Here is a 23,646-nt window from a genome sequence, read left to right on the forward strand (position 1 = left end):
TGCCGCATACGACATGGAGACATTCGCGTCATGAACATCCTGATCACCGGAGGCAGCGGCTTCCTCGGCGCGCGGCTGGCGCGCACCCTGCTGGCCAAGGGCTCGCTCGCGCCGGGCGGAGGCGCCAGCCAGCGCATCACGTCCATCACCCTGACCGACCGCGCACCGCCGCCGCCGGACCTGCAGGCCGACGCGCGCGTGCGCTTCGTGGGCGGCGACCTGAACGAGCTGCTGGCCGGCGGCCAGCTGCCGCAGGCCGGCACCGACTGCGTGTTCCACCTCGCGGCCGCCGTGAGCGGCGAATGCGAGGCCGATTTCGACCTGGGCATGCGCAGCAACTTCGAGGCCACGCGCGCGCTGCTGGCCAACTGCCGCGCACTGGGCACCCGGCCCACCGTGGTCTTCGCCAGCTCGCTGGCCGTGTTCGGCAAGCTGCCGGATCGCCCCATGCCCACCGGCATCGACGACTTCACCTTGCCCACGCCGCAAAGCAGCTACGGGATCCAGAAGCTGATCGGCGAGCAGCTCATGGCGGACTACGGCCGCAAGGGCTTCATCCGCGCGCGCAGCGTGCGGCTGATGACGGTGAGCGTGCGCCCGGGCCGCCCGAACGGCGCGGCCTCCGGCTTCCTCTCGGGCATGCTGCGCGAGCCGCTGGCGGGCGTGCGCGCGCAGGTTCCGGTCGCGGCGGAAACGGTGGTGGCGCTGGCTTCGCCCGGCCGAACGATCGAAGGCATCGTCCGCGCGGCGGAAGCCTCGGATGCGGAGTGGGGCCCGCTGACGGCGATCAACCTGCCGGCCCTGCGCACCACGGTGGGCGAGATGGCCGCGGCGCTGGAGCGCGTGGCCGGCACCGACGCGACCGGTCTCCTGGACTGGACGCCCGACCCCGCCATCGAGCGCCTCGTGAGCACCTGGCCGGGCGACGTGAAGTCCACGCGCGCGCGCGGCCTGGGCCTGCAGCCCGATGCGGATTTCGAAAGCATCGTGCGCGAGTACGTGCGCGAGAACCCGCAGGCCGTCAAGCTGCCGGTGCGCTGAAGGACGGAACCGCCATGCCTCGCTTCGCCGCCAACCTGTCGATGCTCTATCCGGAGCATGCCTTCCTGGACCGCTTCGAGGCCGCCGCGCGCGACGGCTTCCGGGCGGTCGAATACCTGTTCCCCTACGACTTCGATGCGAAGGAGCTGGCCGCGCGCCTGAAGGCCCACGGCCTGCAGCAGGTGCTGTTCAACGCCCCGCCCGGCAAGTGGGACGCGGGCGAGCGCGGGCTCGCCTGCCTGCCCGGGCGCGAGCAGGAGTTCCGCGAGGGCATCGTGCGCGCGCTGCAGTACGCGCAGGCGCTGGCGTGCCCGCGCGTGCACGTCATGGCCGGCCTCGTGCCCGGGGGCGAGGACCGCAGCGCGCTGCGCCCCACCTACATCGAGAACCTGCGCTGGGCCGCGCGCGAGGCCGCGCAGCAGGGCGTGAACCTGCTGCTGGAGCCGATCAACACGCGCGACATCCCCGGCTTCTTCCTCAATCGCCAGGACGAGGCGCACCAGCTCCTGTCGGAGATCTCGGCGCTGAACGTGCAGGTGCAGATGGACCTGTACCACTGCCAGATCGTCGAGGGCGATGTCGCGATGAAGATCCGGCAGTACCTGCCGACGGGCCGCGTGGGCCACTTCCAGCTCGCCGGCGTGCCGATGCGGCACGAGCCGGACCTGGGCGAGCTGAACTACGACTACCTGTTCTCGGTGATCGACGAGGTCTCGGCTGCCTGCGGCTGGGACGGCTGGGTGGGCTGCGAGTACCGGCCCGCGCGCGGCGCGCAGCCGGGCGGCACGTCCGCCGGACTGGGCTGGATGCGGAAATCGTAGGCTGGCGCTGAGCCGCGCCAGCGCGCGAAGCCCAGCGCTTCGCGCATCGCTGGGCTTGCGCTATCGCTCCAGCGCCAGCCTACTTTCGCATGATGTTGATGTTGCCGTCCGCCTCGAGGATGGCCATGCGCATGTCCTCGATCTCGCAGTCGGCGTCGCGCAGGGCCTTGTCGATGTCGCTGCGCGGCACCCGCTGGCTCCTGAGCACGTCGTCGTAGATCACGCCGTCGCGGCCGACCAGCACGGGCTTGCCCTGCATCGCGGCGTCGAAGCGGCGGCTGCGCGAGCTGCCGACGGCGATCAGCATGTCCAGCGCGATCAGGGTGGCGGCGGCGATGAGGCCGCCGGGCAGCGAGGCGTCCTGGCCGTTGATCGAGCCGCTGACGGCTTCGGACAGCAGCATCACCACGACGAGGTCGAAGGGCGTGAACTGGCCCACGGTGCGCTTGCCGCTGATGCGGACCATCGCCAGCAGGACGAGGTAGACCACGCCGGCGCGCACGATGAACTCCCACCAGGGCAGGTCCATGTCGAACATCTGTCGTTCTCCGCTGTGTGACGTTTGCCCGAGTGGAGCAGGCGGCATGGCTCAGCCATGTCGGACGGCAGCGCCCGCGGGTGTGCGGCAATGCTGCGTTACGCTCGGCCGATGGCCCTGACCCTGGCGCGCCCCGTCCACAGCGAGCTCGTGATCAAGAAGAGCCGCTTCATCGGCTGCGTGCAGCCGGTGGCGGGGCGCCCCGAGGCGCAGCAGGTGGTGGAGGCGCTGCGCGCGCAGCACCCGGGCGCCGCGCATGTGTGCTGGGCGCTGCTGGCGGGCGGCCAGTCCGCGGCCAACGACGACGGCGAGCCCGGCGGCACGGCGGGCCGGCCGATGCTGGAGGTGCTGCGGCACCAGCAGCTCGAAGGCGTGCTGGCGACCGTGGTGCGCTATTTCGGCGGCGTGAAGCTCGGGGCCGGCGGACTGGTGCGGGCGTACACCGATGCAGTGGCCCAGGCCCTGCTGAATGCGGAGAAGCTGCCGCTGCGGCGGACGCTGCAGTTCGCCTGTTGCGTGCCGTACTCGATGGAGGGCATGGTGCGACGGGAACTGCAGGAGGCCGGCGCCACGCTGGGCGAGGTGCGGCACGAGCAGGCGGTGCGGATCGCGTTCGGGGTGACGGAGGATGCGGCGGCCGGACTGCGTGCGCGCCTGAACGAATCGGGGCAGGGGCAGCTGCAGTGGCTGGAGGCGGACGCGTAGGCTGGCGGTGAGCCTGCGAACCCCAGCGAACAAGCGAGCGCAGCGAAGCGCCGGGGTTCCGGCGCTGACCGACGCTACCGGGTCGGACTACGCGCTGCCTTGCAGCGCTCGCACGCGCGTCACCACCAGCCTACGAAGCCGGCGCCTCGTCGTCGCTTCGCAGCTGCCGCAGGAACTCCATCGCCGCCGCCGGATTCCGCTCCTTGGCGGCGCTGATGAAGAACACGAACACTTCCTTGCCCTCGCCCATCTCCACCCACTCCCGCGCCGCGCGCACCCACGGCGTGATGCGCTCCGGCGCATAGCCGGTGGGGCAGTCCGGGGTGCTGCGCATCAGCCGCAGGTACGCCAGGTCGCTGCGCGCATGCGGGATTTCCGGGAACTTGTCCGAGTCGGTGTAGACCGTGGTGCAGCCGTGCCGCGCCAGCAAGTCCAGGTATTCCTCGCAGGCAAAGCTCGGATGCCGCACATCGAGCACGTGGCGCAGCGGCCGGCCCTGCACGTCCCCGGGCAGCAGGCGCAGGAACTGCTCCAGGTCGTCCGGCCGGAACGGGGTGGTGGGCATCAGCTGCCAGAGGATCGGGCCGAGCTTGTCGCCCAGTTCCGCGATGCCGCTGCCGATGAAGCGCGCGATGCCCTCGCCCGCGCCGGCCAGTTCGCGCCGGTGGGTGGTGAAGCGATGCGCCTTGAGCGAGAAGACGAAGCCCTCCGGCGTCTCGTCGCGCCATTTCGCGAAGGTCGACGGCTGGAAGGTGCTGTAGAAGGTGCCGTTCACCTCGACCGCCGTGAGCTGGCGGCTGGCGTAGTGCAGCTCCTTGCTGTGCGCGAGGCCCGCCGGGTAGAAGTTGTTGCGCCAGGGCTCGAAGGTCCAGCCGCCGACGCCGACGTGGATTCTTTCCATAAGGGGCTAGGGAGTACGGGCTGGGGGCCAGGGGAATATTGGCGCATCCTAGCCCAGCGGCCCCGCCCCGCGTACAGTTCCATTCCGGCCGTTTCCCTGGCCCCTACTTCCACGCCCTCCCCATGAACAAGCCCCGCGACCTCCCCTCCACGCTTCTCGACAGCGCCCGTGCCCTGGACCAGGTCACGCGCCAGTGGGACGGCGACATCGTGCGCCAGCTCACCGAGTACATCGCGATCCCGGCCAAGTCGCCGGGGTTCGACCCGCAGTGGGAGCAGCACGGCTACATCGAGACGGTGCTGCGCAACGCGGCGCAATGGGTGGAGGCGCAGAAGGTCGAGGGGCTGAAACTGGAGATCGTCCGGCTGCCCGGGCGCACGCCGATCCTGTTCTTCGAGATCGAAGCCACCCGGGCGGGCGCCGCGCAGACCATCCTGATGTACGGCCACCTGGACAAGCAGCCCGAATTCACCGGCTGGCGCTCCGACCTCGGCCCCTGGACGCCCAGGTACGAGGACGGCAAGCTCTATGGCCGCGGCGGCGCCGACGACGGCTACGCCGTCTACGCCAGCATCGCGGCGGTGCAGGCGCTCAAGGCGCAGGGCCAGCCGCATGCGCGCATCGTGGGGATCATCGAGACCTGCGAGGAATCGGGGTCGTACGACCTGCTGCCCTATGTCGACGCGCTGCGCACGCGGCTGGGCGACGTCGGCCTGGTGATCTGCCTCGACTCGGGCGCCGGCAACTACGACCAGCTGTGGCTCACGACCTCGCTGCGCGGCCTGGCCGGCGGCACCCTGAAGGTGCAGGTCCTCACCGAGGGCATCCACTCGGGCGACGCCTCGGGCCTGGTGCCTTCGAGCTTCCGCATCATGCGCCAGGTGCTCGACCGGCTGGAAGACAGCAAGACCGGCCGCCTGCTGCCGCAAAGCTTCCACTGCGAGGTGCCGGCGGATCGCCTCGCCCAGGCACAGGCCACCGCTGCCATCCTCGGCGAGGAGGTCTACAAGCGTTTCCCCTGGGCCCACGCCGACTGCGGCGGCTCCACCACCTTCGCGCTGCCGACCACCACCGATCCGGTGGAAGCGCTGATGAACCGCACCTGGAAGCCCACGCTGTCGGTGACCGGCGCCGAAGGGTTCCCTGCGCTGCAGGACGCCGGCAACGTGCTGCGGCCCTACACCGCCTTCAAGCTGTCGCTGCGCCTGCCGCCCCTGGTCGATGCCGCGCAGGCGGTGCAGGAACTCAAGACGCTGCTGGAGGACAACGCGCCCTACCAGGCGGTCGTCACCTTCGAGGCCGGGAGCGCCGCCTCCGGCTGGAACGCCCCCACCGCCACGCCTTGGTTCGAACAGGCCCTGAACACGGCCTCGCTGGCGCACTTCGGCGCGCCGGTGGGCTACATCGGGCAGGGCGGCACCATCCCGCTGATGAACATGCTGTCTCAGGGTTTCCCCCAGGCGCAGATGATGGTCTGCGGCGTGCTGGGGCCGCGCAGCAACGCGCATGGGCCCAACGAGTTCCTGCACGTCCCCTACGCCAGGCGCCTGACGGCCGCCGTGGCCGAGGTGATGGCGCAGATGCCCTGATTATTCCCGGCCAGGCCCCCCTCCAAAGGGGGCATTGACACGCGGGACGGCCCCGCCATGATGCCTGCGGATGAGTCAAGAAGCGCCAGAGTCGACGCTCTCCACCTACACCGCCAGCGACGGAGACAACCTGGCGGTGCAGGACTGGAACCTGCCGGGCAACGTGCGCCCGCGCGCCACGGTGCTGCTGGTGCACGGCCTGGGGGAGCACGCCGGCCGCTATGACGGCCTGGCGCGACTGCTCAATCACTGGGGTTTCACCGTCCGCGGCTACGACCATTACGGCCACGGGCAGTCCGGCGGCGCGCGCGGCGCCCTGCCGCAGCAGCACCGCCTGCTCGACGACCTGGCGGACCTGGTGGAAAGCACCCGCAACCGCTCGCCGGAACTCCCGCTCGTCCTGCTGGGGCACAGCCTGGGCGGGCTGGTGGCGGCGGGCTTCGTCGCCCGCGGCATCATCCCGGTCGATGGCCTGGTGCTGTCCTCGCCCGCCCTGGCCACGCGCCTGAGCGCCGTGCAGAAGATGCTGCTGGCGATCGTGCCGCGCGTGGCGCCCAACCTCACCGTCAGCAACGGGCTGGACCCGCAGTACCTCTCGCGCGATCCGGGCGTGGTGCAGGCCTACCGCAAGGATCCGCTGGTGCACGACCGCGTCTCCGGGCGGCTGGCGCGCTTCATTGCGGAGGAGGCCGAGGTGGTGCGCTCCTGCGCGCCGCGCTGGCTGGTGCCCACGCTGCTGATGTACGGCGGCGGCGACCGCATCGTCGATCCCAGGGGCAGCGAGAGTTTCGCGGCGGCGGCGCCGCGCGACGTGGTGAGCGCCTGCCGCTTCGACGGCTACTACCACGAGATCTTCAACGAGCCGCGCGCGCAGCCCGTGTTCACGCACCTGCGGCAGTGGCTGGACGCGCGCTTCTGATCGCCAGCCAGCCCAGGCCGGCGGCGATCGCCGCCATCGGCAGCAGCGAGCCCAGGTTCAGCCAGGTCCAGCCCTGCGTGGTGACCAGCACGCCGGAGGCGAACGAGGTCACGGCCAGGGTGGCGAAGAGGATGAAATTCAGCACCGCCTGGGCGCGGTCCTTTTCCTCCGGCGCGTAGGCCGTCAGTGCCAGGGTGGTGCTGCCGGTGAAGAGGAAGTTCCAGCCCACCCCCAGCAGGAACAGGGAGAGCACGAACTGCTGCAGCTCGATGCCGGACAGCGCGATGGCGATGCACAGCAGGTTCAGCGCCGCCCCGGCGCCCATCACCTTGAGCGTGCCGAAGCGCTGGATCAGGTGCCCGGTGAAGAAACCGGGCGCGAACATGCCGATCACGTGCCACTGCAGCACGAGGGCGGCGTCGCCGAAGGGCAGCCCGCATTGCTGCATGGCCAGCGGCGTGGCGGCCATCAGCAGGTTCATCACGCCGTAGCCCAGGGCGCCCGCGAAGGCGGCCACCAGGAAGGTCGGTTCGGCCAGCAGCTGCCGCACCGTGCGCCCCGCCTTCACCGCCGCGCGCGCGGCCACCGGGGGAAAGCGCATGAAGGCCAGCATCGCGAGCGCCAGCAGCGCCACGCCTGCCAGCGCCAGGTAGGCGCCCACGAAGGGCGCGGCCGCCCAGTCGCGGGTGCCGGCCGCCAGGCGCGGGCCGATCACGGCGCCGATCAGGCCGCCGGCCATTACCAGCGAGACGGCCTTTTCCTTGAAGGAGGGCGCGGCCAGCTCCGCGGAGGCGAAGCGGTACAGGCTGGCGTTGGCGGCGTAGTAGCCGGCCAGCAGGGTGCTGGCGCACAGCAGCCAGAACTGGCGGGTGCTGGCCGCGTAGGCGCACAGCAGGCAGGAGGCGATCGCCACCGCCAGCCCCAGCTGGAAGCCGCGCTGTCGTCCCAGCCGCGCCTGCGTGCCGGCGACCAGGCCGGTGAAGAGCGCGCTGCCCACCACGTAGCCCATGACGGGCAGCGTGGCCATCCAGCCGAAAGGCGCGAGCGACAGCCCCACCAGGCCGTTGATGGCGATGAAGGTGACGTTGTTGGTGAGGAACAGTCCCTGCAGGATCGCCAGCAGCCAGAGGTTGCGGTTCATCCCGCCACTGTAGCGCCTCAGGTGTACTGCAGCTCCAGTGCCTGCGCTGGCGCCTGCACCGGCTGCTGCGCGCTGCGCAGCAGCCCCTGGCCGTGCACACGTGCGAAGTCCATGAAGGCGCGTGCCGCCGGCGGCAGCCGCTTGCCGATCGGATAGGCGAACTGCCACACGCTCTCGCGCGGGAAGCCTTCCACGTCCAGGCAGACGAGGCCCGGCGGCTCGGGCTGCACGCCCAGCAGGTGGCGCGGCAGCACGGCGACGCCGGCGCCGGCGAGGATCGCTTCCCGGATCGCCTCGTTGCTTCCCAGCTCCATGCGGATGCGCGGCGCCAGGCCGCGGGCCGCGAACACGGCCAGGGCGGCCGCCCGGGTGCCGGAGCCCGGCTCGCGCACCAGGAAAGGCTCGCCCGCGAGGCGCGCCAGCGGGATGCGGCTGCAGCCGGCCAGGGGATGGCCGGCCCGGGCGAACACCACCAGCGGATTGGCCAGCACGGTCTGCACGACCAGCTCGCGCTCGCGCGGCGCGTCGGCGAACAGGTAGAGGTCGTCCTCGTTGCGCGCGAGCCGCTCCAGCAGGCCCGCGTGGTTGTGGATGTGGAGGCACGTCGCTATCGCCGGATGCCGCTGCACGAAGGCACCCAGCAGCCGCGGCAGGAAGTGGCGCGCCGTGGTGCAGGCCGCGATGCGCAGCTGCCCGGCGCCCAGCCCGCGCAGCTCGCCCAGCGTTTCCTCGAAGGCGGCCAGCGCGCGGAACACGTCGTCGCAGCTGTCGTGCAGGCGCCGGCCCGTCTCGGTCGGGTAGATGCGCCGGCCCACCTGCTCGAACAGCGGCGCGCCGACGGTGTCCGTCAGCTTGCGGATCTGCGCCGAGACGGTGGGCGGCGCCATGTGCAGTTCCTCGGCGGCGCGGGCGAAGCAGCCCAGGCGCACGCTCGCCTCGAACACGCGCAGTTGCGGCAGGGTGCCGTGCTTCAGGTAACGACCGATGCTCACGGGACGCATGGCGAGCCTCCTCGAGTCCGATGCCGTGGCCGCCGCGCCCCCAAAGCGCAGCGGCCCACACCCGGGTGCAGGCCGCAACGACGTGCCAGACGCCAGTGGACCTTCACCCGGCCGGGCAAAGGTCTCGCTCGCCACCGCTGGCTGCGGCGGCTGCCGTGACCGGGGCGCTGGGCCCGTATTGACGATCGCGGCACGGCGGCCTGTCGCAGGCCGCCGAAGCTACTCCCCTTTGTGGGGTGCCCCGCACGCGGCGGGACGCCTTCTTTGTAGCAAAGGATCCGGGGCGCGTCAAACCCGCCGACCCTTCACGAAACGTGAAGGCAGCCTGTCGCATTCGTCCGGACGCTTCACCGTTTCGTGAAGGCTCGCGTCGCAAGGTTCGAATTTTCTTTCCGCCCGCCCTCGCCCATGCTGGAGGAACCCGGAACAGGAGATGGCCATGCACGACAAGCACGCCCATGCGAGGGGGATCGCCGAGGTGGTGGATGCGCTGCGCACGCACCTCGAGCGCGGCCTCGGACAGGAGGAAGCGCAGCAGAGGTTGCGCGAACTCGGCCCCAATGCGCTGCAGGAGAGGCCGCGCCCCGGCTTCCTGGCGCTGCTGGCGGCGCAGTTCAACAACTACCTGGTGATCATCCTGATCGGGGCGGCCGTGGTCTCCGGCCTGCTGGGCGAGTACGTCGACGCCCTCGCGATCGTCTTCATCGTGCTGCTCAACGCGGTGGTGGGCGTGGTGCAGGAGTCCAAGGCCGAACAGGCGCTGGCGGCGCTGCAGAAGATGGCCGCGCCCAATGCGCAGGTGCTGCGCGACGGCCACCAGGTGACCGTCAAGGGCAGCGACATCGTGCCGGGCGACATCGTCCTGCTGGAGGCCGGCAACTACGTGCCGGCGGACCTGCGACTCGTCGAGGGCTTCAACCTGAAGATCGAGGAGGCGTCGCTCACGGGCGAGTCGCTGCCGGTGGACAAGCAGGCCGGCGTGGTGCTCGATCGCGAGATCCCGGTGGGCGACCGCTGCAACAGCGCCTTCATGGGCACGCTGATCACCTACGGCCGCGGCAAGGGCCTGGTGACCGCCACCGGCATGCACACGCAGATCGGCCTGATCGCCGAGATGCTGCAGAACTTCGAGACGGAGGACACGCCGCTGCAGCGCAAGCTGGCGCACCTGGGCAAGGTGCTGGGCACCGCCTGCCTGGCGATCTGCGTGATCGTGTTCGTCTACGGGTTGTTCCGCGACACCAAGCTCGCCGCCGCGGCCGGCGGCGACTTCCTGGCCTACCTGCAAGGCGAGAAGACGGTGATCGTCACCCTCTTCATGACGGCGGTGAGCCTGGCGATCGCCGCGGTGCCCGAGGGGCTGCCGGCGATCGTGACGATCTGCCTGGCCATCGGCATGCAGCGCATGATCCGCCACCACGCGCTGATCCGCCGCCTGCCCGCGGTCGAGACGCTCGGCTGCGCCACGGTGATCTGCTCCGACAAGACCGGCACCCTGACGCAGAACGCGATGACCGTGGTGCAGGCCTTCAGCGGCGGCAAGGCGCTGCGCCTGACCGGCGAGGGCTACAACCCGGCCGGCCAGTTCTTCCGCGACGCGCATCCCTTCGACGCCCGCGCCGACGCCGATGCCACGCTGCTGCTGCAGGGCGCCCTGCTGTGCAACGACGCGCGGCTGGAGGAAAGCTGCGACGAAGCAGGCAAGCCCTCGTGGCAGATCATCGGCGACCCGACCGAGGCGGCGCTCGCCGTCGCCGCGGCCAAGGCCGGCTGGCAGCGCGACGCGCTGGCGCCGCAGTGGCCGCGCGTGCAGGAGATCCCGTTCGACTCCGACCGCAAGCGCATGACCACCATCCACCGCACGCCGGCGCAGGAGGTGATCGCCTTCGTCAAGGGCGCGCCGGACGTGATCCTGGAGCTGTGCACGCGGCAGCTGCAGGACGGCAGCCCCGTGCCCGTCACGCCGCTAATGCGCGAGGAGATCCTGCGGCACAACCGCGCGATGGCCGCCGACGCGCTGCGCGTGCTGGCGGTGGCGTACCGGCCCCTGCCCGAGGTGCCCGCGCAGGTCACCCCGGAGGCGATCGAGCAGGATCTGGTGTTCGTCGGGCTGCTGGGCATGATCGACCCGCCGCGCCCCGAGGTGGTGGAGGCCCTGAAGGTGGCGCGCGGCGCCGGCCTCAAGAGCGTGATGGTCACCGGCGACTACAAGGAAACGGCCGAAGCGATCGCGCGCGACATCGGCCTGCTCACGCCGGGCGGGCTGGTGCTCACGGGCGCCGAGATGGACAGGCTCTCCGACGAGGAGCTGGCCGCCAGGGTCGAACGGCTGGACGTCTGCTGCCGCGTCTCGCCGCAGCACAAGACGCGCATCGTCGATGCGCTCAAGGCGCGCGGCCACGTGGTGGCGATGACGGGCGACGGCGTCAACGACGCGCCGGCGCTCAAGCGCGCCAACATCGGCGTGGCCATGGGCATCACCGGCACCGACGTCGCCAAGCAGACCGCCGACATGGTGCTGACCGACGACAACTACGCCAGCATCGTGGCGGCGATCGAGCAGGGCCGCATCATCTACTCGAACATCCGCAAGTTCGTCTACTTCCTGCTCGCGTGCAACGTGGGCGAGATCCTGATCGTGTTCGGCGCCATGCTGGTGGGCCTGCCGATCCCCCTGCGCCCGGTGCAGCTGCTGTGGCTGAACCTCGTGAGCGACGGCGCGCCGGCGCTGGCGCTGGGCATGGAAAAGGGCGACCCCGACATCATGAAGCAGGCGCCGCGCTCGCCGAAGGAGCACGTGATCAACCGCGACATGGCCATCGGCATCGGCGTGGTGGGGCTGGTGGACGCGATCGCGATCCTGGCGGTGTTCTTCCTCGCGCTGCAGCGGCACCCCGGCCACCTGGAAGCGGCGCAGACCATCGCCTTCGTGACCCTGTGCTGCTCGGAACTGCTGCGCGCCTTCACCGCGCGCTCGGAGGTCCACAGCGTGCTGGCGATCGGGCCCTTCTCCAACCGCTGGATGGTGTGGGCGGTGGCGGCCTCCTTCCTGCTTGTCATGCTGGTGGTCTACGTGCCCTTCCTGCAGCCCTTCTTCGACACGGTGGCGCTCGGTGCGGACGACTGGCTGCTGATGGCCCCCTTCGTCCTCGTTTCCCCCCTCGCGATGGAACTGCTCAAGCTGCACTTCCGCCGCCGCGCCGCCCCCGTGGCCCCGCGCGCGCCGGCCGCCGCCGACGCGACCATCGCCCCCGTCAATGGAGGTACCGGCATGGACACGATCCTCGTTCCCGTCCGCGGTTCGGCCAACTGCGACGCCGCGATCCAGCATGCGATCCGGCTGTTCATGAACAACACCGCGCTGCAGATCCACCTGCTGAACGTGCAGCCGCCGTTCAGCAGCGACGTGGCGCGCTTCGTGCGTAAGCGCGACCGCGACAGCTTCTACCGCGAGCAGGCCGCCCAGGCGCTGCGGGCCTCGCGCGAGCGGCTCGACCGCTTCGGCATTCCCTACGCAGTGCACGTGCAGGTGGGCGACAGCGCCCGCTGCATCACGCAGACGGCCCGGCGGCTGCGCTGCGACCACATCCTGATGGCGACCGCGCGCAAGAACACTCTGACGCGGCTGGTGGAGGACTCCGTGACCAACCGCGTGCTGGAGCTCACGACCGTCCCGGTCGAGGTGATCGCGGGCGAGGGCGTGTCGAACTGGGAGCGCTACGGCATCCCGGCGGCGATCGGCGCGGCGCTGGCGCTGTTCCTGGCGGCGGCCGAGTGAGGAACCCGGAGGGCGGCGGATCCGCGCCGCTTTCGGTATGCTGTGGAGCATGCACAAGATCCTCGTTCCCGTCGCGGGGTCGCCGAATGACGACGCCGTCATCCGGCACGTGGTCCGCGAGGGCCTGCGCGGCGGCCCGCTGGACATCCACCTGCTGAACGTGCAGGTGCCGTTCCGCTGGCACGTGGCGCGCTTCATCCCGCGGCGCGAGCGCGCCAGCTTCTACGCGGAGCAGGCGCGCGCGGCGCTCGCGCCCTGCCGCGCGCGGCTCGACCGGGCGGGGGTCGCCTACACGGTCCACACGGCGGTGGGCGACAGCGCCGTGTGCATCACCGAACTGGCGCACCGGCTGCGCTGCGACCGCATCCTGATGGGGACGGCGCGCAAGGACTCGCTGGTGCGGCTGGTGGAGGACTGCGTGGTGAACCGGGTGCTGGAGCTCACGACCGTGCCGGTGGAAGTGATCGCCGCAACCGAAGTGTCGAAGTGGGAGCGCTACGGAATTCCGGCGGCGGTGGGGGCCTTGCTGGCGGTGGCGCTGGCGGACTGAGCGCCGGCGTTCGCACGGCGGGGCGGCTTGCCACGCCCCACCTGTTGCTGGCGCGGTTCGCACGCCCCACCTCTTGCTGGCGCGGCTTTCGTAGGCTGGCGGTGAGTGCCGTCAGGCCGAACCCCAGCGCTTCGCGCATCGCTGGGGTTTCGCGTTCGCTCCACCACCAGCCTACGGCCGGCTTTCACGCGACGAGCGTCAACACTGCCAGCGCCGCGATCGGCGCCGTCTCCGCCCGCAGCACCCGTGGACCGAGGTCCACCGGGCGCCAGCCGCGCGCCAGCGCCGCATCTTCCTCCGCCGGCGACAGCCCGCCCTCCGGCCCGCTGAGAAGCGTGACCTGAGCCAGTCCCGCAGCCGCGGGCATCAACGGCTGCGTCGCCTCCCGCAGGGACAGAACGAATCCTGCCTGCGCCGACGCGAGCCAGGCCTGCAGCGGCTGCACCGCATGCACCACCGGCACCCGGTTGCGCCCGCACTGCTCGCAGGCGGCGATCGCCACCCCCTGCCAGTGCGCCTGCTTCTTCTGCGCCCGCTCGCCCGCGAGCCGCAGCACGCTGCGCTCGGCCAGCAGCGGCTGGATCGAGGCGACCCCCAGCTCCGTCGCCTTCTCCACCAGCCAGTCCATGCGCTCGTTGGCCGGCATGCCGACGGCCAGGTGCACGGCCACGCCGGCCTCGCATTCGACGGCTCGGTGCGCGCCGACTTCCACCCGCACCTCGCTGCGGCCCATGTGCTCGACGACGGCCTCGTATTCGCCGCCGCGGCCATCGAACAGGGTCAGTGGCGCACCGGGCTGCAGCCGCAGCACCTGCACGTGGCGGGCCGCGCCGGCGGGCAAGGCGATGCGCGCGCCGCTTGCCAGGGGCTCGTCGCAGTACAGGCGGGGCACGGGCCTAGATCCGGCCGAAGGCGTAGCCGCTCACCGCGGCGCTGCCTTCCACCTCGTCCACCAGCCGCGCCAGCGGCGCGAGCTCGCGGTAGCGGCCGGCGGTGGAGCGGATGTAGGCGATGAAGCGCGGCGCATCGGCCAGGTACTTCGGCTTGCCGTCGCGCAGCGTCAGGCGTGCGAAGATGCCGGCCACCTTCAGGTGCCGCTGCAGCCCCATCCACTCGACGGCGCGATAGAACTCGCCGAAGTCGTCGCCCACCGGCAGGCCGGCCCTGCGCGCCTTTTCCCAGTAGCGCACGGTGATGTCGAGCACGAACTCCTCGTCCCAGCTCAGGAACGCGTCGCGCATCAGGCAGGCGATGTCGTAGGTGATCGGCCCGTGCACGGCGTCCTGGAAATCGAGCACGCCCAGCCGCTGTTCGGTGGGATCGCGCGGGATCATCAGGTTGCGCGGCATGAAGTCGCGGTGCACGTAGACGCCGGGCGCCGCCAGGTTGCGCTGGATGATCAGCCTGAACTGGGCGTCCAGCGTGGCGCGCTGGGCGGCGGACAGTTCCAGCTGGCGGTGCTGCTGCAGGTACCAGTCGGGGAACAGCGCCAGTTCGCGCGCGAGCAGCGCCTCGTCGTAGGGGGGCAGCACGCCCGGCTTCGAGGCCAGCTGCCAGGCGATGAGCGCGTCCACCGCGCGCAGGTACAGAGGCTGGTTGGCCGGCGGGTCGGCCGCATCGACCACCTCGATCATGGTCTGCGTGCCCAGGTCGTCCAGCAGCATGAAGCCCAGCGGTGCGTCCCAGTCCAGCACGCGCGGCACGTTCAGCCCGGCCTGCGCCATGAGCTGCGCAATCTTTACAAACGGCTCGCAATTTTCGCGCTCGGGCGGGGCGTCCATCACGATGAAGCTCGCGCTGTCGCCGTCGATGCGCAGGTAGCGCCGGAAGCTGGCGTCCGCCGAGGCCGGCCGCAGGCTGGCGGGCCGCAGCCCGTGGGCCGGGGCGACGCGCGCGAGCCAGCCGTGGAAAGCGGCTTCGCGCCGGGGGTCGCTCCAGGCGACAGCGGAGGGGGGTGGCGCGGAATCGCTCATGGATAATCGATTCTACAAATCCAACGTGGCGCGCCGGCCAGCCGGCGGCTGGCTTCCCACCCCTGATGCATCACCCCAAGAACAAGGCCTGCGTGGCGCGCTTCGCGCTGAGCCCGGTGGCGCTGGTCGCCATCACGCTGCTGCAGCCGCTGGCCACGCAGGCGCAGGCGGACACCGAACCCGCGCCGCGGCTCAAGCCCGCGCCGAAGCTGCGCGAGGACATCCCGGCAGCGGTGCGCTCGCAGCTGCCCACCTTCGTCGAGGGCGACCAGGTGCGCGGCCGCCCGGACCTGGAGACGATCGTCGAGGGCGACGCCGAGCTGCGCCGCGGCGACACGGTCATCCGGGCCAAGCGCATCGAATACAACCAGGCCGACGACACCGCCCGCGCCAGCGGCGACGTGCACATCAACAAGGCCGGCAACATCTTCGAAGGCCCGCTGCTGGAGCTGAAGGTCGATGCCTTCGAGGGCTTCTTCAACGAGCCGCGCTACCGCTTCCTGCGCAACGACGCCTACGGCCAGGCCGAGCGCATCGACTTCGTGGACGACAAGCACACGGTGATCCGCAAGGCCACCTACACCACGTGCCAGCGCAAGCCCGGCCCGAGCTGGATGCCGGACTGGATCCTGCGCGCCGCCTCCATCAGCCTGGACCAGGAGGAGGAGGTCGGGCAGGCGAAGAACGCCGTGCTGAGCTTCATGGGCCTGCCGATCCTGCCGGTGCCCTCGCTGAGCTTCCCGCTGGGCGACGGGCGCAAGAGCGGCGTGCTGCCGCCGACCTTCGGCATCGACAACAAGAGCGGCGTGGAGCTGACGCTGCCCTACTACTGGAACATCGCGCCCAACCGCGACGCGACGCTCTATCCCACCCTGATGTCCAAGCGCGGCGTGGATCTCGGCGCCGAGTTCCGCTACCTGGAGCCGACGTACAGCGGCTTCCTGCGCGGCAACTACCTGCCCAACGACCGCCTGCGCGACAAGGACCGCTGGGGGCTCGCGACGCAGCACTCGCAGTCGGGCATCCGGCTGCCGGGGCTCGGGTCGAGCTCGCTGGCGCTGAACATCAACCGCGTCAGCGACGACGACTACTGGCGCGACTTCTCGCGCAACTCCGCCTCGCTCACGCAGCGGCTCCTGAGCAGCGACGGCACGCTCAACTGGTCCTGGAGCGACGTCAGCATGACGGCCCGCGTGCTGCGCTGGCAGACGCTGCAGGACCTCACGGCGCCGATCATTCCGCCTTACAACCGCTCGCCGCAGTTGACCGCGCGCCAGACCCGCACCGACCAGATCGGCGGACTCGACACCTACGTCGAGGCCGATTACACGCATTTCACGCATAGCATCAGCGACCCGCTGCGGGCGCTCTTCCCGAGCTTGCCCGACGTCACGCAGCCCAATGCGCACCGCAGCTTCGGGCTGCTGCAGGTGAGCCGCCCGTGGCAGGCGCCGGGCTGGTTCGTGATCCCCAAGGGGCAGCTGCACGCGCGCCACTACAACTTCGACAGCCCCACGCTGTCCGGGCAGGACAGCGCCAACGTCACCGTGCCCACCTTCAGCCTGGATTCGGGCCTGGTGTTCGAGCGCGCGACCAGCCTGTTCGGCCGCAGGTTCCTGCAGACGCTGGAGCCGCGCGCGTTCTACGTCTACACGCCGTTCCGCGACCAGAACCGGCTGCCCAACTACGACTCGGGCCTGAACGACTTCAACTTCGCCACGGTCTACACGGAGAACTCCTTCGGCGGCAACGACCGGATCGCGGACAACAACCTGCTGACGCTGGGCGCCGCGACCCGCCTGCTCGACCCCGACACGGGCGCCGAGGCAGCGCGCTTCGCCTTCGCGCAGCGCCTGCGCTTCAAGGACCAGCGCGTCACCCTGCCGGGGGGCACGCCCGTGAGCGAGCGCCTGTCGGACATCCTGTTCGGTGCCTCCGTGAACCTGGTGCCGCAGTGGAGCGCCGACACGACGATCCAGTTCAACCCGAAGACGCGCCAGTCGATCCGCGAGACGATCGGCGTGCGCTACAGCCCCGGCAACTACCACGTGATCACCGCCGCCTACCGGCTGCAGCGCGCCGTGATCGCGGGGCAGGAAGGCTCGGAGCAGGTCGACATCGGCTGGCAGTGGCCGCTGAACGACCTGTGGGGCGACAAGGGCCGCAACCTCGGGCCGGGCATGGGCGAGGGCGAAGGCCGCTGGTACAGCGTCGGGCGCCTCAACGTCAGCCTGAAGGACAAGCGCATCGTCGACGGACTGCTGGGCCTGGAGTACGACGCCGGCTGCTGGCTCGGGCGCATCGTCGTGGAGCGGCTGCAGGCGGGCACCAACAGTTCCAACAAGCGCATCCTGTTCCAGCTCGAATTCGTGGGCTTCAACCGCCTGGGCTCCAACGCGCTGCAGGCCCTCAAGGAAAATATCCCCCGCTACCAATACCTGCGCGAGCGCACGGTGGCGCCGAGCCGGTTCAGCAATTACGACTAGAGTACGCAGATGACCTCCCGTTTCCTGGCGCTGGCCCTGGCCGCCGCGCTGGCCGCTGGCCTTCCCGCGGCCGCCCAAGGCCTGCGCGCCACGCCGCAACTGGGCACCGGCCGCGCCGCCCCCGAGACCGGCCCGCGCGCCGCCGACTACATCGTGGCCGTGGTGAACTCCGAGCCGATCACCAACAACGAGGTGCGCACGCGCATGCTGCGCTACGAGCAGCAGCTCGCGCAGCAGGGCTCCGCGATGCCGCCGCGCGCGCAGCTCGCCCGCGAGGTGCTGGAGCGCCTGATCACCGAGAAGGCGCAGCTGCAGGTGGCGCGCGAAACCGGGGTGCGGGTGGACGAGAGCCTGGTGGACCAGGCCGAGCAGAACATCGCGCGCCAGAACGGCATCGCCGTGCCCGAACTGCGCCGCCGCATGGTGGCCGACGGCATCGACGCGCGCCAGTTCCGCGAGGACCTGCGCAACCAGATCCTGCTGCAGCGCCTGCGCGACCGCGAGCTGGAGCAGCGCGTGAAGGTCACGGACCTCGACATCGAGCAGTACCTGCACGACCAGGAGCAGGGCGGCGCCGGCGACCCGGCGCTGACGGAGCTGAACCTCGCGCACATCCTGGTCGCGGTGCCGGAGGACGCGCCCGCGGCGCAGGTGGCGCAGGCCGAGGCCAAGGCGCGCCAGCTGCTGCAGCGCGCCCGCGCCGGCGAGGATTTCTCCAGGCTTGCCCGAGAGAATTCGGATGCCACCGGCGCGGCGCAGAACAGCGGCGTGATCGGCGCGCGCACGGCGGACCGCCTGCCGCCCCTGTTCGTGGACGCCACCCGCGAGCTGCAGCCGGGCGGGATGACGGACGTGATCCGCTCCGCCGCCGGCTTCCACATCGTCAAGGTGCTGGAGAAGCGGCGGCTGGGCGGCGCCGGCGCCGCGGTGACGCAGAGCCATGCGCGCCACATCCTGCTGCGCCCGACCCCGCAGCTCAGCGAGGCGGCGGCACGCCAGAAGCTGGCCGACTTCAAGCGCCGCGTGGAAGCCGGCCAGGCCGACTTCGCGCAGCTGGCGCGCGAGAACTCGCAGGACGCCAGCGCCCGCAGCGGCGGCGACCTGGGCTGGGCCAGCCCCGGCATGTTCGTGCCGGAATTCGAGGAGGTGATCAATGCGCTGCAACCGGGCCAGATCGCCGACCCGATCGTCACCCGCTTCGGCGTGCACCTGATCCAGCTGCTGGAGCGGCGCGAGTCCCAGCTCACCCCGCGCGAGCAGCGCGAGGTGGTGCGCAACGTGGTGCGCGAACGCAAGCTCGACGAAGCCTACGTGCAGTGGGCGCAGGACGTGCGCGGCCGGGCGTACGTGGAGTACCGCGAGCCACCCCAGTAAATGGGGTCAGATTCCAATTTCCGGCGCGGCCGTCCATGAAGCACGTCGCCCGCAAGCGCTTCGGCCAGCACTTCCTGGCCGACGTGAGCGTGATCGATGCCATCGTGCGCGAGATCGACCCCCGGCCCGGGCAGGCGATGGTGGAGATCGGGCCCGGCCTGGCCGCGCTGACGCAGCCGCTGGTGGAGCGCATCGGCGCGCTCACGGTGGTGGAGCTCGATCGCGACCTCGCCGCCCGGCTGCGCGAACATCCGCACCTGCGGGTGATCGAGTCGGACGTGCTGAAGGTGGACTTCCGCGCCGTGGCCGAGGAGCTGGGCGCGCCCCGGCTGCGCGTGGTGGGCAACCTGCCCTACAACATCTCCACCCCCATCCTGTTCCACCTGCTGCGGTTCGTGGATCGCATCGCCGACCAGCACTTCATGCTGCAGAAGGAAGTGGTGGACCGCATGGTGGCCGCGCCGGCGACGGCGGACTACGGGCGCCTGTCGGTGATGCTGCAGTGGCGCTACGCGATGGAGAACTTGCTGTTCGTGCCGCCCGAGTCCTTCGAGCCGCCGCCGAAGGTGGACAGCGCGGTGGTGCGCATGGTGCCGCACGAACACCCGGTGGTCGTCGACGAGGGCCTGCTGTCGGAGCTGGTGCAGGTCGCCTTCTCGCAGCGCCGCAAATTGCTGCGCCACACGCTGGGCAAGTGGCTGGAGCAGAAGGGCTACGGGGGCAGTTTCGATGTGCAGCGGCGCGCGGAGCAGGTGCCGGTGCCGGAATACCTCGCGCTGGCGGTGGCGGTGAGCCGCGACAACGCGGGGTGGTGAAAGCCGCGGAACGTGTTGGCGGGGAGGCCGCGTTCGTTGGCGGGGAGCCCGGGTTCGCTGGCGGGAGCGCGCATTCGCAGGCTGGCGGTGAGCGCCGAAGGCCGAACCCCAGCGCTCTAACTAGCAACACGCCATCAGGGCTGGGGTTCGCGCAGCTCACCTTCCGCGGCTTCGCCGCGCCAGCCTACCAAGAGCCGCAGGCAACGCCCCCAACAAGAAAGCCGGACGCGAGGTCCGGCTCTCTTCATGCCGCCGCCAGGCTTACGCCGCGGCCAGCCAGTAGCCCGCGTTGAACGGGCTGCTCATGCGCAGCGCCAGCGGCGAGACGTCCAGCAGCTTGTCCGTCGGCATCTTCTCGCCGCCGTCGGCCACCGGCGGCTGCACCGCCTCGGGCACGCCTTCGTTGGCGGCCTGGCCCTGGGCCGAGCGCGCCACGGAGAAGGAGTAGAAGCAGCGGAACGGCACCTTGCGGTCCGCCCAGTAGTCGGCGGTGTCGCGGAAGATGTCGAGCAGCTGTTCGCGGGCTTCCTTGTCGAACTTGCCGTTGGCCGGGATGTGCTCCAGCACCACGATGAAGCCTGGCTGCGGGCCCGATTTGTGCAGCGGATCCGTCATGACGTCGTACAGCGCATCGAAGTTCTTGCCGAAATGCGCCGGGAAGGTGAACTGCTGGGCGATCATGTCCAGCACGTCCTGCTTGCTCTGGGCCGTGGCCAGGTTGGCGTACAGGAAGTGATGGCCCAGCTGCGTCGCCGTCTCCTGCAGCGTCTGCACCCGGAAGGCGCGGATCGACTGCACGATGTTGCTGCGCACGCCCTTGAGGGGCGTCTCGGAAATATCGGTACGAAGTGGCTTGTCCATCTCCGTTTCTTTCTCTGTAGTCAAAATTCTTCCCGCCTCATCTCGCGTCTTCCACGATCCTGCGAAAACTCGCGTAATGGTCGGCGGTGTAATAACAGGCGTGCGGTGCCCGGGGCGGGCCTCCGCACACGATGCGCCGGGCGCCCCGGTCGCGGGATCCTGGCGTCCGCACGGTGTATTCGCGGTAATACCCGCGCTTCTCGGTCGGGAGCTGCCGCTCCCGGTTGCCGAACACCGCACCGTCCTTGTCGTAGGGGAACGGTCCGCCCTGGCGGATCAGTTCATACGTTTCCCGGCCCTGCCGGGGCAGCTGGGTGACATGCACCGTCGCCGCATCGGCCTGGGCAGTTCCGTTGTTCCGGCTCCAGGCCTGGGCCTGGGAAAACCCGGTGAGCGCGAAGGCGACGATGCAACTGGAAAGGGCCAGCCGGGCTGTCGCGAATCGTGTCACCAACGGACCTTCCGGGGGGATCAAGGTCTAGGAACGCCACCGGTACCTTCCGGTACCGGCACTTCGTTTCATTCGGGTTAACCCGAAACTTCAAGCGTCGCTAGTGTGACGCATGTCCTCCCCAAAAGCAAGCCGCTGCCCAAAATTTGGGCAGCGGCCTGGGGGGATTGCGGGGCCGGGCGCGAACTTCAAAGTTAGCGCCAGCTGTCGGGAAACGCTTTAACGGGCCGCGTTGGCATCGGCGACCGTGAGGGCCGCCATGTTGACGATGCGGCGCACCGTGGTGCTCGCTGTCAGGATATGGACCGGCTTGGCCGCCCCTAGCAGCACCGGGCCGATGGCGATGTTGCCGCCGGCCGCCGTCTTCAGCAGGTTGTACGAAATATTGGCTGCATCGATGTTGGGCAGCACCAACAGGTTCGCCTCGCCGGACAGGGTGCTGTGCGGCATCAGCTGCTCGCGGCCGTGGGCGTCCAGGGCGATGTCGCCGTGCATTTCGCCGTCGACTTCCAGCCACGGCGCCTGCTCGCGCAGGAGCTCCAGCGTGTCGCGCATCTTGATCGCGCTGGGCTGGTTGCTGCTGCCGAAGTTGGAGTGCGACAGCAGCGCCACCTTCGGCTTCAGGCCGAAGCGCAGCATCTCCTCCGCCGCCATCCGGGTGATCTCGGCGAGCTGCTCCGCGCTCGGGTCGTAGTTGACGTGAGTGTCCACCAGGAAGACCTGGCGGTTCGGCAGCATCAGGCCGTTCATGGCGGCGTAGGTCTTCACGCCCGGGCGCTTGCCGATCACCTGGTCGATGTAGCGCAGGTGCAGGTCGGGCGTGCCCCAGGTGCCGCAGATCAGGCCGTCCACGTAGTCCTTCTGCAGCATCATCGCGCCGATCAGCGTCAGGCGCCGGCGCATCTCGATCTTCGCGACCTGCGCCGTGATGCCCTTCCGCTCGGTCATGCGGTGGTAGGTCTGCCAGAAGTCGCGATAGCGCTCGTCGAAGTCGGTGTTGACCACGTCGTAGTCGCGGCCTTCCTGCAGGCGCAGGCCGAACTTCTCGATGCGCTGCTTGATGATCTCGGGCCGGCCGATCAGCGTCGGGCGCGCCACGTGTTCGTCGGTGAGGACCTGCGCGGCGCGCAGGATGCGCTCTTCCTCGCCCTCGGCGAAGCACACCTTCTTCTTGGGCGCCGAGCGGGCCAGCGCGAAGATCGGCTTCATCGTCGTGCCGGAGGCATAGACGAAGGTCTGCAGCTTCTCGCGGTAGGCGTCCATGTCGGCGATCGGGCGCAGCGCCACGCCGCTCTCGGCCGCCGCCTTGGCCACCGCCGGCGCGATCTTGAGCATCAGCCGCGGATCGAAGGGCTTGGGGATCAGGTACTCGGGGCCGAAGGACAGCTGCTGGCCCGTATAGGCCGCCGCCACCACCTCGCTCTGCTCCGCCTGCGCCAGTTCGGCGATGGCGTGGACCGCGGCGATCTCCATTTCCAGGGTGATCGTGGTCGCGCCGCTATCGAGCGCGCCGCGGAAGATGTAGGGGAAGCACAGGACGTTGTTGACCTGGTTCGGGTAGTCCGTGCGGCCGGTGGCGATGATGCAGTCGGGGCGCGCGGCCTTGGCGGCTTCCGGGTCGATTTCCGGGTTCGGATTGGCCAGCGCCAGGATCAGCGGGTGGGCACCCATCTGCTTGACCATCTCGGGCTTGAGCACGCCGCCGGCCGACAGGCCCAGGAACACGTCGGCGTCCTTGATCACGTCCATGAGCGTGCGCGCGGAGGTCTCCTGCGCGAACTGCTCCTTGTCCGGGTCCATCAGTTCCTTGCGGCCCTTGTAGACGACGCCGGCCAGGTCGGTCACGTAGATGTTCTCGCGCGGCAGGCCCAGCTTGAGCAGCAGGCCCAGGCAGGCCAGCGCCGCGGCGCCGGCGCCGGAGGTCACCAGCTTGACCTTCCTGATGTCCTTGCCCACCACCTTCAGGCCGTTCATGATCGCCGCGCCCACCACGATGGCGGTGCCGTGCTGGTCGTCGTGGAAGACCGGGATCTTCATGCGCTCGCGCAGCTTGCGCTCGACGTAGAAGCAGTCCGGCGCCTTGATGTCCTCCAGGTTCACGCCGCCGAAGGTGGGCTCCAGCGCCGCGATCACGTCCACCAGCTTGTCGAGGTTGTCCTTCTCGGCGATCTCGATGTCGAAGACGTCGATGCCGGCGAACTTCTTGAACAGGACGCCCTTGCCTTCCATCACCGGCTTGGCCGCCAGCGGGCCGATGTCGCCCAGGCCCAGCACCGCGGTGCCGTTGGTGATCACCGCCACGAGGTTGCCGCGGCTGGTGTACTTGAAGGCGTTGTTCGGATCGCGGACGATCTCCTCGCAGGGGGCCGCGACACCGGGCGAATAGGCGAGCGCCAGGTCGTGCTGGTTGACCAGTTGCTTGGTCGCCGCGATCTGGATCTTTCCCGGGGTCGGGTGCTCGTGATAGTCGAGGGCGGCCAGGCGCAGCTCGGCTTGTTTGTCGGGCTTGGCCGGGGTGTCGTTGGGCATGGGATGGAGTCTCCTGGGCGGGGACGGCAAACCGGCGCCCGCGCTTGTTTTCGGTCGAAAAGCCTGCGATTGTAGTACCCGCAGCCGGGGAAAACCCTAGTACGCAGACTTGCGTAGTGGGACATCCGTCGTGGCCCGCGCCACATGGCCCCGGCCGGTGCCTCCCCATGCAT

The 23,646-nt window shown here is 70.2% G+C and carries 18 protein-coding genes and 1 pseudogene; 10 read left to right on the forward strand and 9 right to left on the reverse strand.

Annotated elements, in window-relative coordinates; all coding sequences use genetic code 11:
- Nucleotides 1-30 precede the first annotated feature (30 nt).
- The gene (gene denD, locus WG923_RS04220) at nt 31-1,041 is read left to right on the forward strand and encodes a D-erythronate dehydrogenase (protein WP_340349684.1); all 1,011 of its coding nucleotides are present in this window, start codon (nt 31-33) and stop codon (nt 1,039-1,041) included.
- Nucleotides 1,042-1,055: 14 nt separating this feature from the next.
- Nucleotides 1,056-1,862 (forward strand): 2-oxo-tetronate isomerase, encoded by an 807-nt coding sequence (otnI, locus tag WG923_RS04225; protein WP_340349685.1) that lies wholly within the window; start codon nt 1,056-1,058, stop codon nt 1,860-1,862.
- A 79-nt stretch (nt 1,863-1,941) separates the two neighbouring features.
- Here otnI and WG923_RS04230 read toward each other — a convergent pair whose 3' ends face one another.
- The gene (locus tag WG923_RS04230) at nt 1,942-2,400 is read right to left on the reverse strand and encodes a DUF421 domain-containing protein (protein WP_340349686.1); all 459 of its coding nucleotides are present in this window, start codon (nt 2,398-2,400) and stop codon (nt 1,942-1,944) included.
- A 111-nt stretch (nt 2,401-2,511) separates the two neighbouring features.
- Between WG923_RS04230 and WG923_RS04235 the strand changes: the two genes are divergently transcribed.
- Nucleotides 2,512-3,105, forward strand: coding sequence for an IMPACT family protein (locus WG923_RS04235; RefSeq protein WP_340349687.1), 594 nt, complete (start codon nt 2,512-2,514; stop codon nt 3,103-3,105).
- Between the two features lie 130 nt (nt 3,106-3,235).
- Here the strand turns inward: WG923_RS04235 and WG923_RS04240 are convergent, their stop codons facing one another.
- Nucleotides 3,236-4,006 carry a DUF72 domain-containing protein gene (locus WG923_RS04240; protein ID WP_340349688.1) on the reverse strand — a complete coding sequence of 257 codons (771 nt, stop codon included), beginning with the start codon at nt 4,004-4,006 and terminating at the stop codon, nt 3,236-3,238.
- A gap of 122 nt (nt 4,007-4,128) precedes the next feature.
- On the opposite strand from WG923_RS04240, the gene WG923_RS04245 reads away from it, so the two are divergent.
- Together WG923_RS04245 and WG923_RS04250 are read left to right on the forward strand one after the other, a co-directional pair.
- Nucleotides 4,129-5,595 (forward strand): M20 family metallopeptidase, encoded by a 1,467-nt coding sequence (locus WG923_RS04245; RefSeq protein ID WP_340349689.1) that lies wholly within the window; start codon nt 4,129-4,131, stop codon nt 5,593-5,595.
- 70 nt (nt 5,596-5,665) lie between these two features.
- A complete protein-coding gene (locus WG923_RS04250; protein WP_340349690.1) occupies nt 5,666-6,514 on the forward strand; it encodes an alpha/beta hydrolase in 849 nt (282 codons plus the stop codon).
- Here WG923_RS04250 and WG923_RS04255 read toward each other — a convergent pair.
- Both WG923_RS04255 and WG923_RS04260 read right to left on the reverse strand, forming a co-directional pair.
- Nucleotides 6,477-7,655 carry an MFS transporter gene (locus WG923_RS04255; RefSeq protein WP_340349691.1) on the reverse strand — a complete coding sequence of 393 codons (1,179 nt, stop codon included), beginning with the start codon at nt 7,653-7,655 and terminating at the stop codon, nt 6,477-6,479. The two genes, WG923_RS04250 and WG923_RS04255, sit on opposite strands and share 38 nt — an antisense overlap.
- Nucleotides 7,656-7,672: 17 nt before the next feature.
- Entirely contained in the window at nt 7,673-8,656 is a 984-nt protein-coding gene (locus WG923_RS04260; protein ID WP_340349692.1) for a LysR substrate-binding domain-containing protein, read from the reverse strand.
- Between the two features lie 439 nt (nt 8,657-9,095).
- Here WG923_RS04260 and WG923_RS04265 point away from each other — a divergent pair, with 439 nt between their 5' ends.
- Both WG923_RS04265 and WG923_RS04270 read left to right on the forward strand, forming a co-directional pair.
- The gene (locus tag WG923_RS04265; RefSeq protein ID WP_340349693.1) at nt 9,096-12,434 is read left to right on the forward strand and encodes an HAD-IC family P-type ATPase; all 3,339 of its coding nucleotides are present in this window, start codon (nt 9,096-9,098) and stop codon (nt 12,432-12,434) included.
- Between the two features lie 49 nt (nt 12,435-12,483).
- Nucleotides 12,484-12,984, forward strand: coding sequence for a universal stress protein (locus tag WG923_RS04270; RefSeq protein ID WP_340349694.1), 501 nt, complete (start codon nt 12,484-12,486; stop codon nt 12,982-12,984).
- A gap of 184 nt (nt 12,985-13,168) precedes the next feature.
- Here the strand turns inward: WG923_RS04270 and WG923_RS04275 are convergent, their stop codons facing one another.
- Nucleotides 13,169-13,876, reverse strand: a complete 708-nt coding sequence (locus WG923_RS04275; protein ID WP_340349695.1) for a 16S rRNA (uracil(1498)-N(3))-methyltransferase — start codon at nt 13,874-13,876, stop codon at nt 13,169-13,171.
- 4 nt (nt 13,877-13,880) lie between these two features.
- Nucleotides 13,881-14,957: an aminoglycoside phosphotransferase family protein gene (locus tag WG923_RS04280; protein ID WP_340349696.1), complete on the reverse strand. Its 1,077-nt coding sequence runs from the start codon at nt 14,955-14,957 to the stop codon at nt 13,881-13,883.
- 65 nt (nt 14,958-15,022) lie between these two features.
- Here WG923_RS04280 and WG923_RS04285 point away from each other — a divergent pair, with 65 nt between their 5' ends.
- Genes WG923_RS04285 through rsmA form a run of 3 tightly spaced genes read left to right on the forward strand, consistent with a single transcriptional unit; the run spans nt 15,023 to nt 19,632 of the window.
- Nucleotides 15,023-17,443, forward strand: a complete 2,421-nt coding sequence (locus tag WG923_RS04285) for an LPS-assembly protein LptD (RefSeq protein ID WP_340349697.1) — start codon at nt 15,023-15,025, stop codon at nt 17,441-17,443.
- A gap of 9 nt (nt 17,444-17,452) precedes the next feature.
- Nucleotides 17,453-18,817: a peptidylprolyl isomerase gene (locus tag WG923_RS04290; RefSeq protein WP_340349698.1), complete on the forward strand. Its 1,365-nt coding sequence runs from the start codon at nt 17,453-17,455 to the stop codon at nt 18,815-18,817.
- A 35-nt stretch (nt 18,818-18,852) separates the two neighbouring features.
- On the forward strand, nt 18,853-19,632 hold the full coding sequence (gene rsmA / locus WG923_RS04295; RefSeq protein ID WP_340349699.1) for a 16S rRNA (adenine(1518)-N(6)/adenine(1519)-N(6))-dimethyltransferase RsmA: 780 nt from the start codon (nt 18,853-18,855) through the stop codon (nt 19,630-19,632).
- 438 nt (nt 19,633-20,070) lie between these two features.
- On the opposite strand, the pseudogene WG923_RS04300 reads toward rsmA, so the two are convergent.
- The 3 genes and pseudogenes from WG923_RS04300 to WG923_RS04310 all read right to left on the reverse strand — a co-directional run.
- Nucleotides 20,071-20,493, reverse strand: a pseudogene (locus WG923_RS04300) (barstar family protein); the annotation flags it as partial.
- Nucleotides 20,494-20,530: 37 nt separating this feature from the next.
- On the reverse strand, nt 20,531-20,944 hold the full coding sequence (locus tag WG923_RS04305) for a ribonuclease (protein ID WP_340349700.1): 414 nt from the start codon (nt 20,942-20,944) through the stop codon (nt 20,531-20,533).
- Between the two features lie 219 nt (nt 20,945-21,163).
- Entirely contained in the window at nt 21,164-23,473 is a 2,310-nt protein-coding gene (locus tag WG923_RS04310) for an NADP-dependent malic enzyme (RefSeq protein ID WP_340349701.1), read from the reverse strand.
- Nucleotides 23,474-23,646: the final 173 nt, after the last annotated feature.

It is taken from the genome of Ramlibacter sp. AN1133 (genome assembly GCF_037890035.1).
Lineage (GTDB): Bacteria > Pseudomonadota > Gammaproteobacteria > Burkholderiales > Burkholderiaceae_C > Ramlibacter.

Excerpts from the sequence above, each read along its gene's own strand:
- denD (WP_340349684.1), top strand. The coding sequence starts at position 31 with ATGAACATCCTGATCACCGGAGGCAGCGGCTTCCTCGGCGCGCGGCTG.
- otnI (WP_340349685.1), top strand. The coding sequence starts at position 1,056 with ATGCCTCGCTTCGCCGCCAACCTGTCGATGCTCTATCCGGAGCATGCC.
- WG923_RS04230 (WP_340349686.1), bottom strand. The coding sequence starts at position 2,400 with ATGTTCGACATGGACCTGCCCTGGTGGGAGTTCATCGTGCGCGCCGGC.
- WG923_RS04235 (WP_340349687.1), top strand. The coding sequence starts at position 2,512 with ATGGCCCTGACCCTGGCGCGCCCCGTCCACAGCGAGCTCGTGATCAAG.
- WG923_RS04240 (WP_340349688.1), bottom strand. The coding sequence starts at position 4,006 with ATGGAAAGAATCCACGTCGGCGTCGGCGGCTGGACCTTCGAGCCCTGG.
- WG923_RS04245 (WP_340349689.1), top strand. The coding sequence starts at position 4,129 with ATGAACAAGCCCCGCGACCTCCCCTCCACGCTTCTCGACAGCGCCCGT.
- WG923_RS04250 (WP_340349690.1), top strand. The coding sequence starts at position 5,666 with ATGAGTCAAGAAGCGCCAGAGTCGACGCTCTCCACCTACACCGCCAGC.
- WG923_RS04255 (WP_340349691.1), bottom strand. The coding sequence starts at position 7,655 with ATGAACCGCAACCTCTGGCTGCTGGCGATCCTGCAGGGACTGTTCCTC.
- WG923_RS04260 (WP_340349692.1), bottom strand. The coding sequence starts at position 8,656 with ATGCGTCCCGTGAGCATCGGTCGTTACCTGAAGCACGGCACCCTGCCG.
- WG923_RS04265 (WP_340349693.1), top strand. The coding sequence starts at position 9,096 with ATGCACGACAAGCACGCCCATGCGAGGGGGATCGCCGAGGTGGTGGAT.
- WG923_RS04270 (WP_340349694.1), top strand. The coding sequence starts at position 12,484 with ATGCACAAGATCCTCGTTCCCGTCGCGGGGTCGCCGAATGACGACGCC.
- WG923_RS04280 (WP_340349696.1), bottom strand. The coding sequence starts at position 14,957 with ATGAGCGATTCCGCGCCACCCCCCTCCGCTGTCGCCTGGAGCGACCCC.
- WG923_RS04285 (WP_340349697.1), top strand. The coding sequence starts at position 15,023 with ATGCATCACCCCAAGAACAAGGCCTGCGTGGCGCGCTTCGCGCTGAGC.
- WG923_RS04290 (WP_340349698.1), top strand. The coding sequence starts at position 17,453 with ATGACCTCCCGTTTCCTGGCGCTGGCCCTGGCCGCCGCGCTGGCCGCT.
- rsmA (WP_340349699.1), top strand. The coding sequence starts at position 18,853 with ATGAAGCACGTCGCCCGCAAGCGCTTCGGCCAGCACTTCCTGGCCGAC.
- WG923_RS04310 (WP_340349701.1), bottom strand. The coding sequence starts at position 23,473 with ATGCCCAACGACACCCCGGCCAAGCCCGACAAACAAGCCGAGCTGCGC.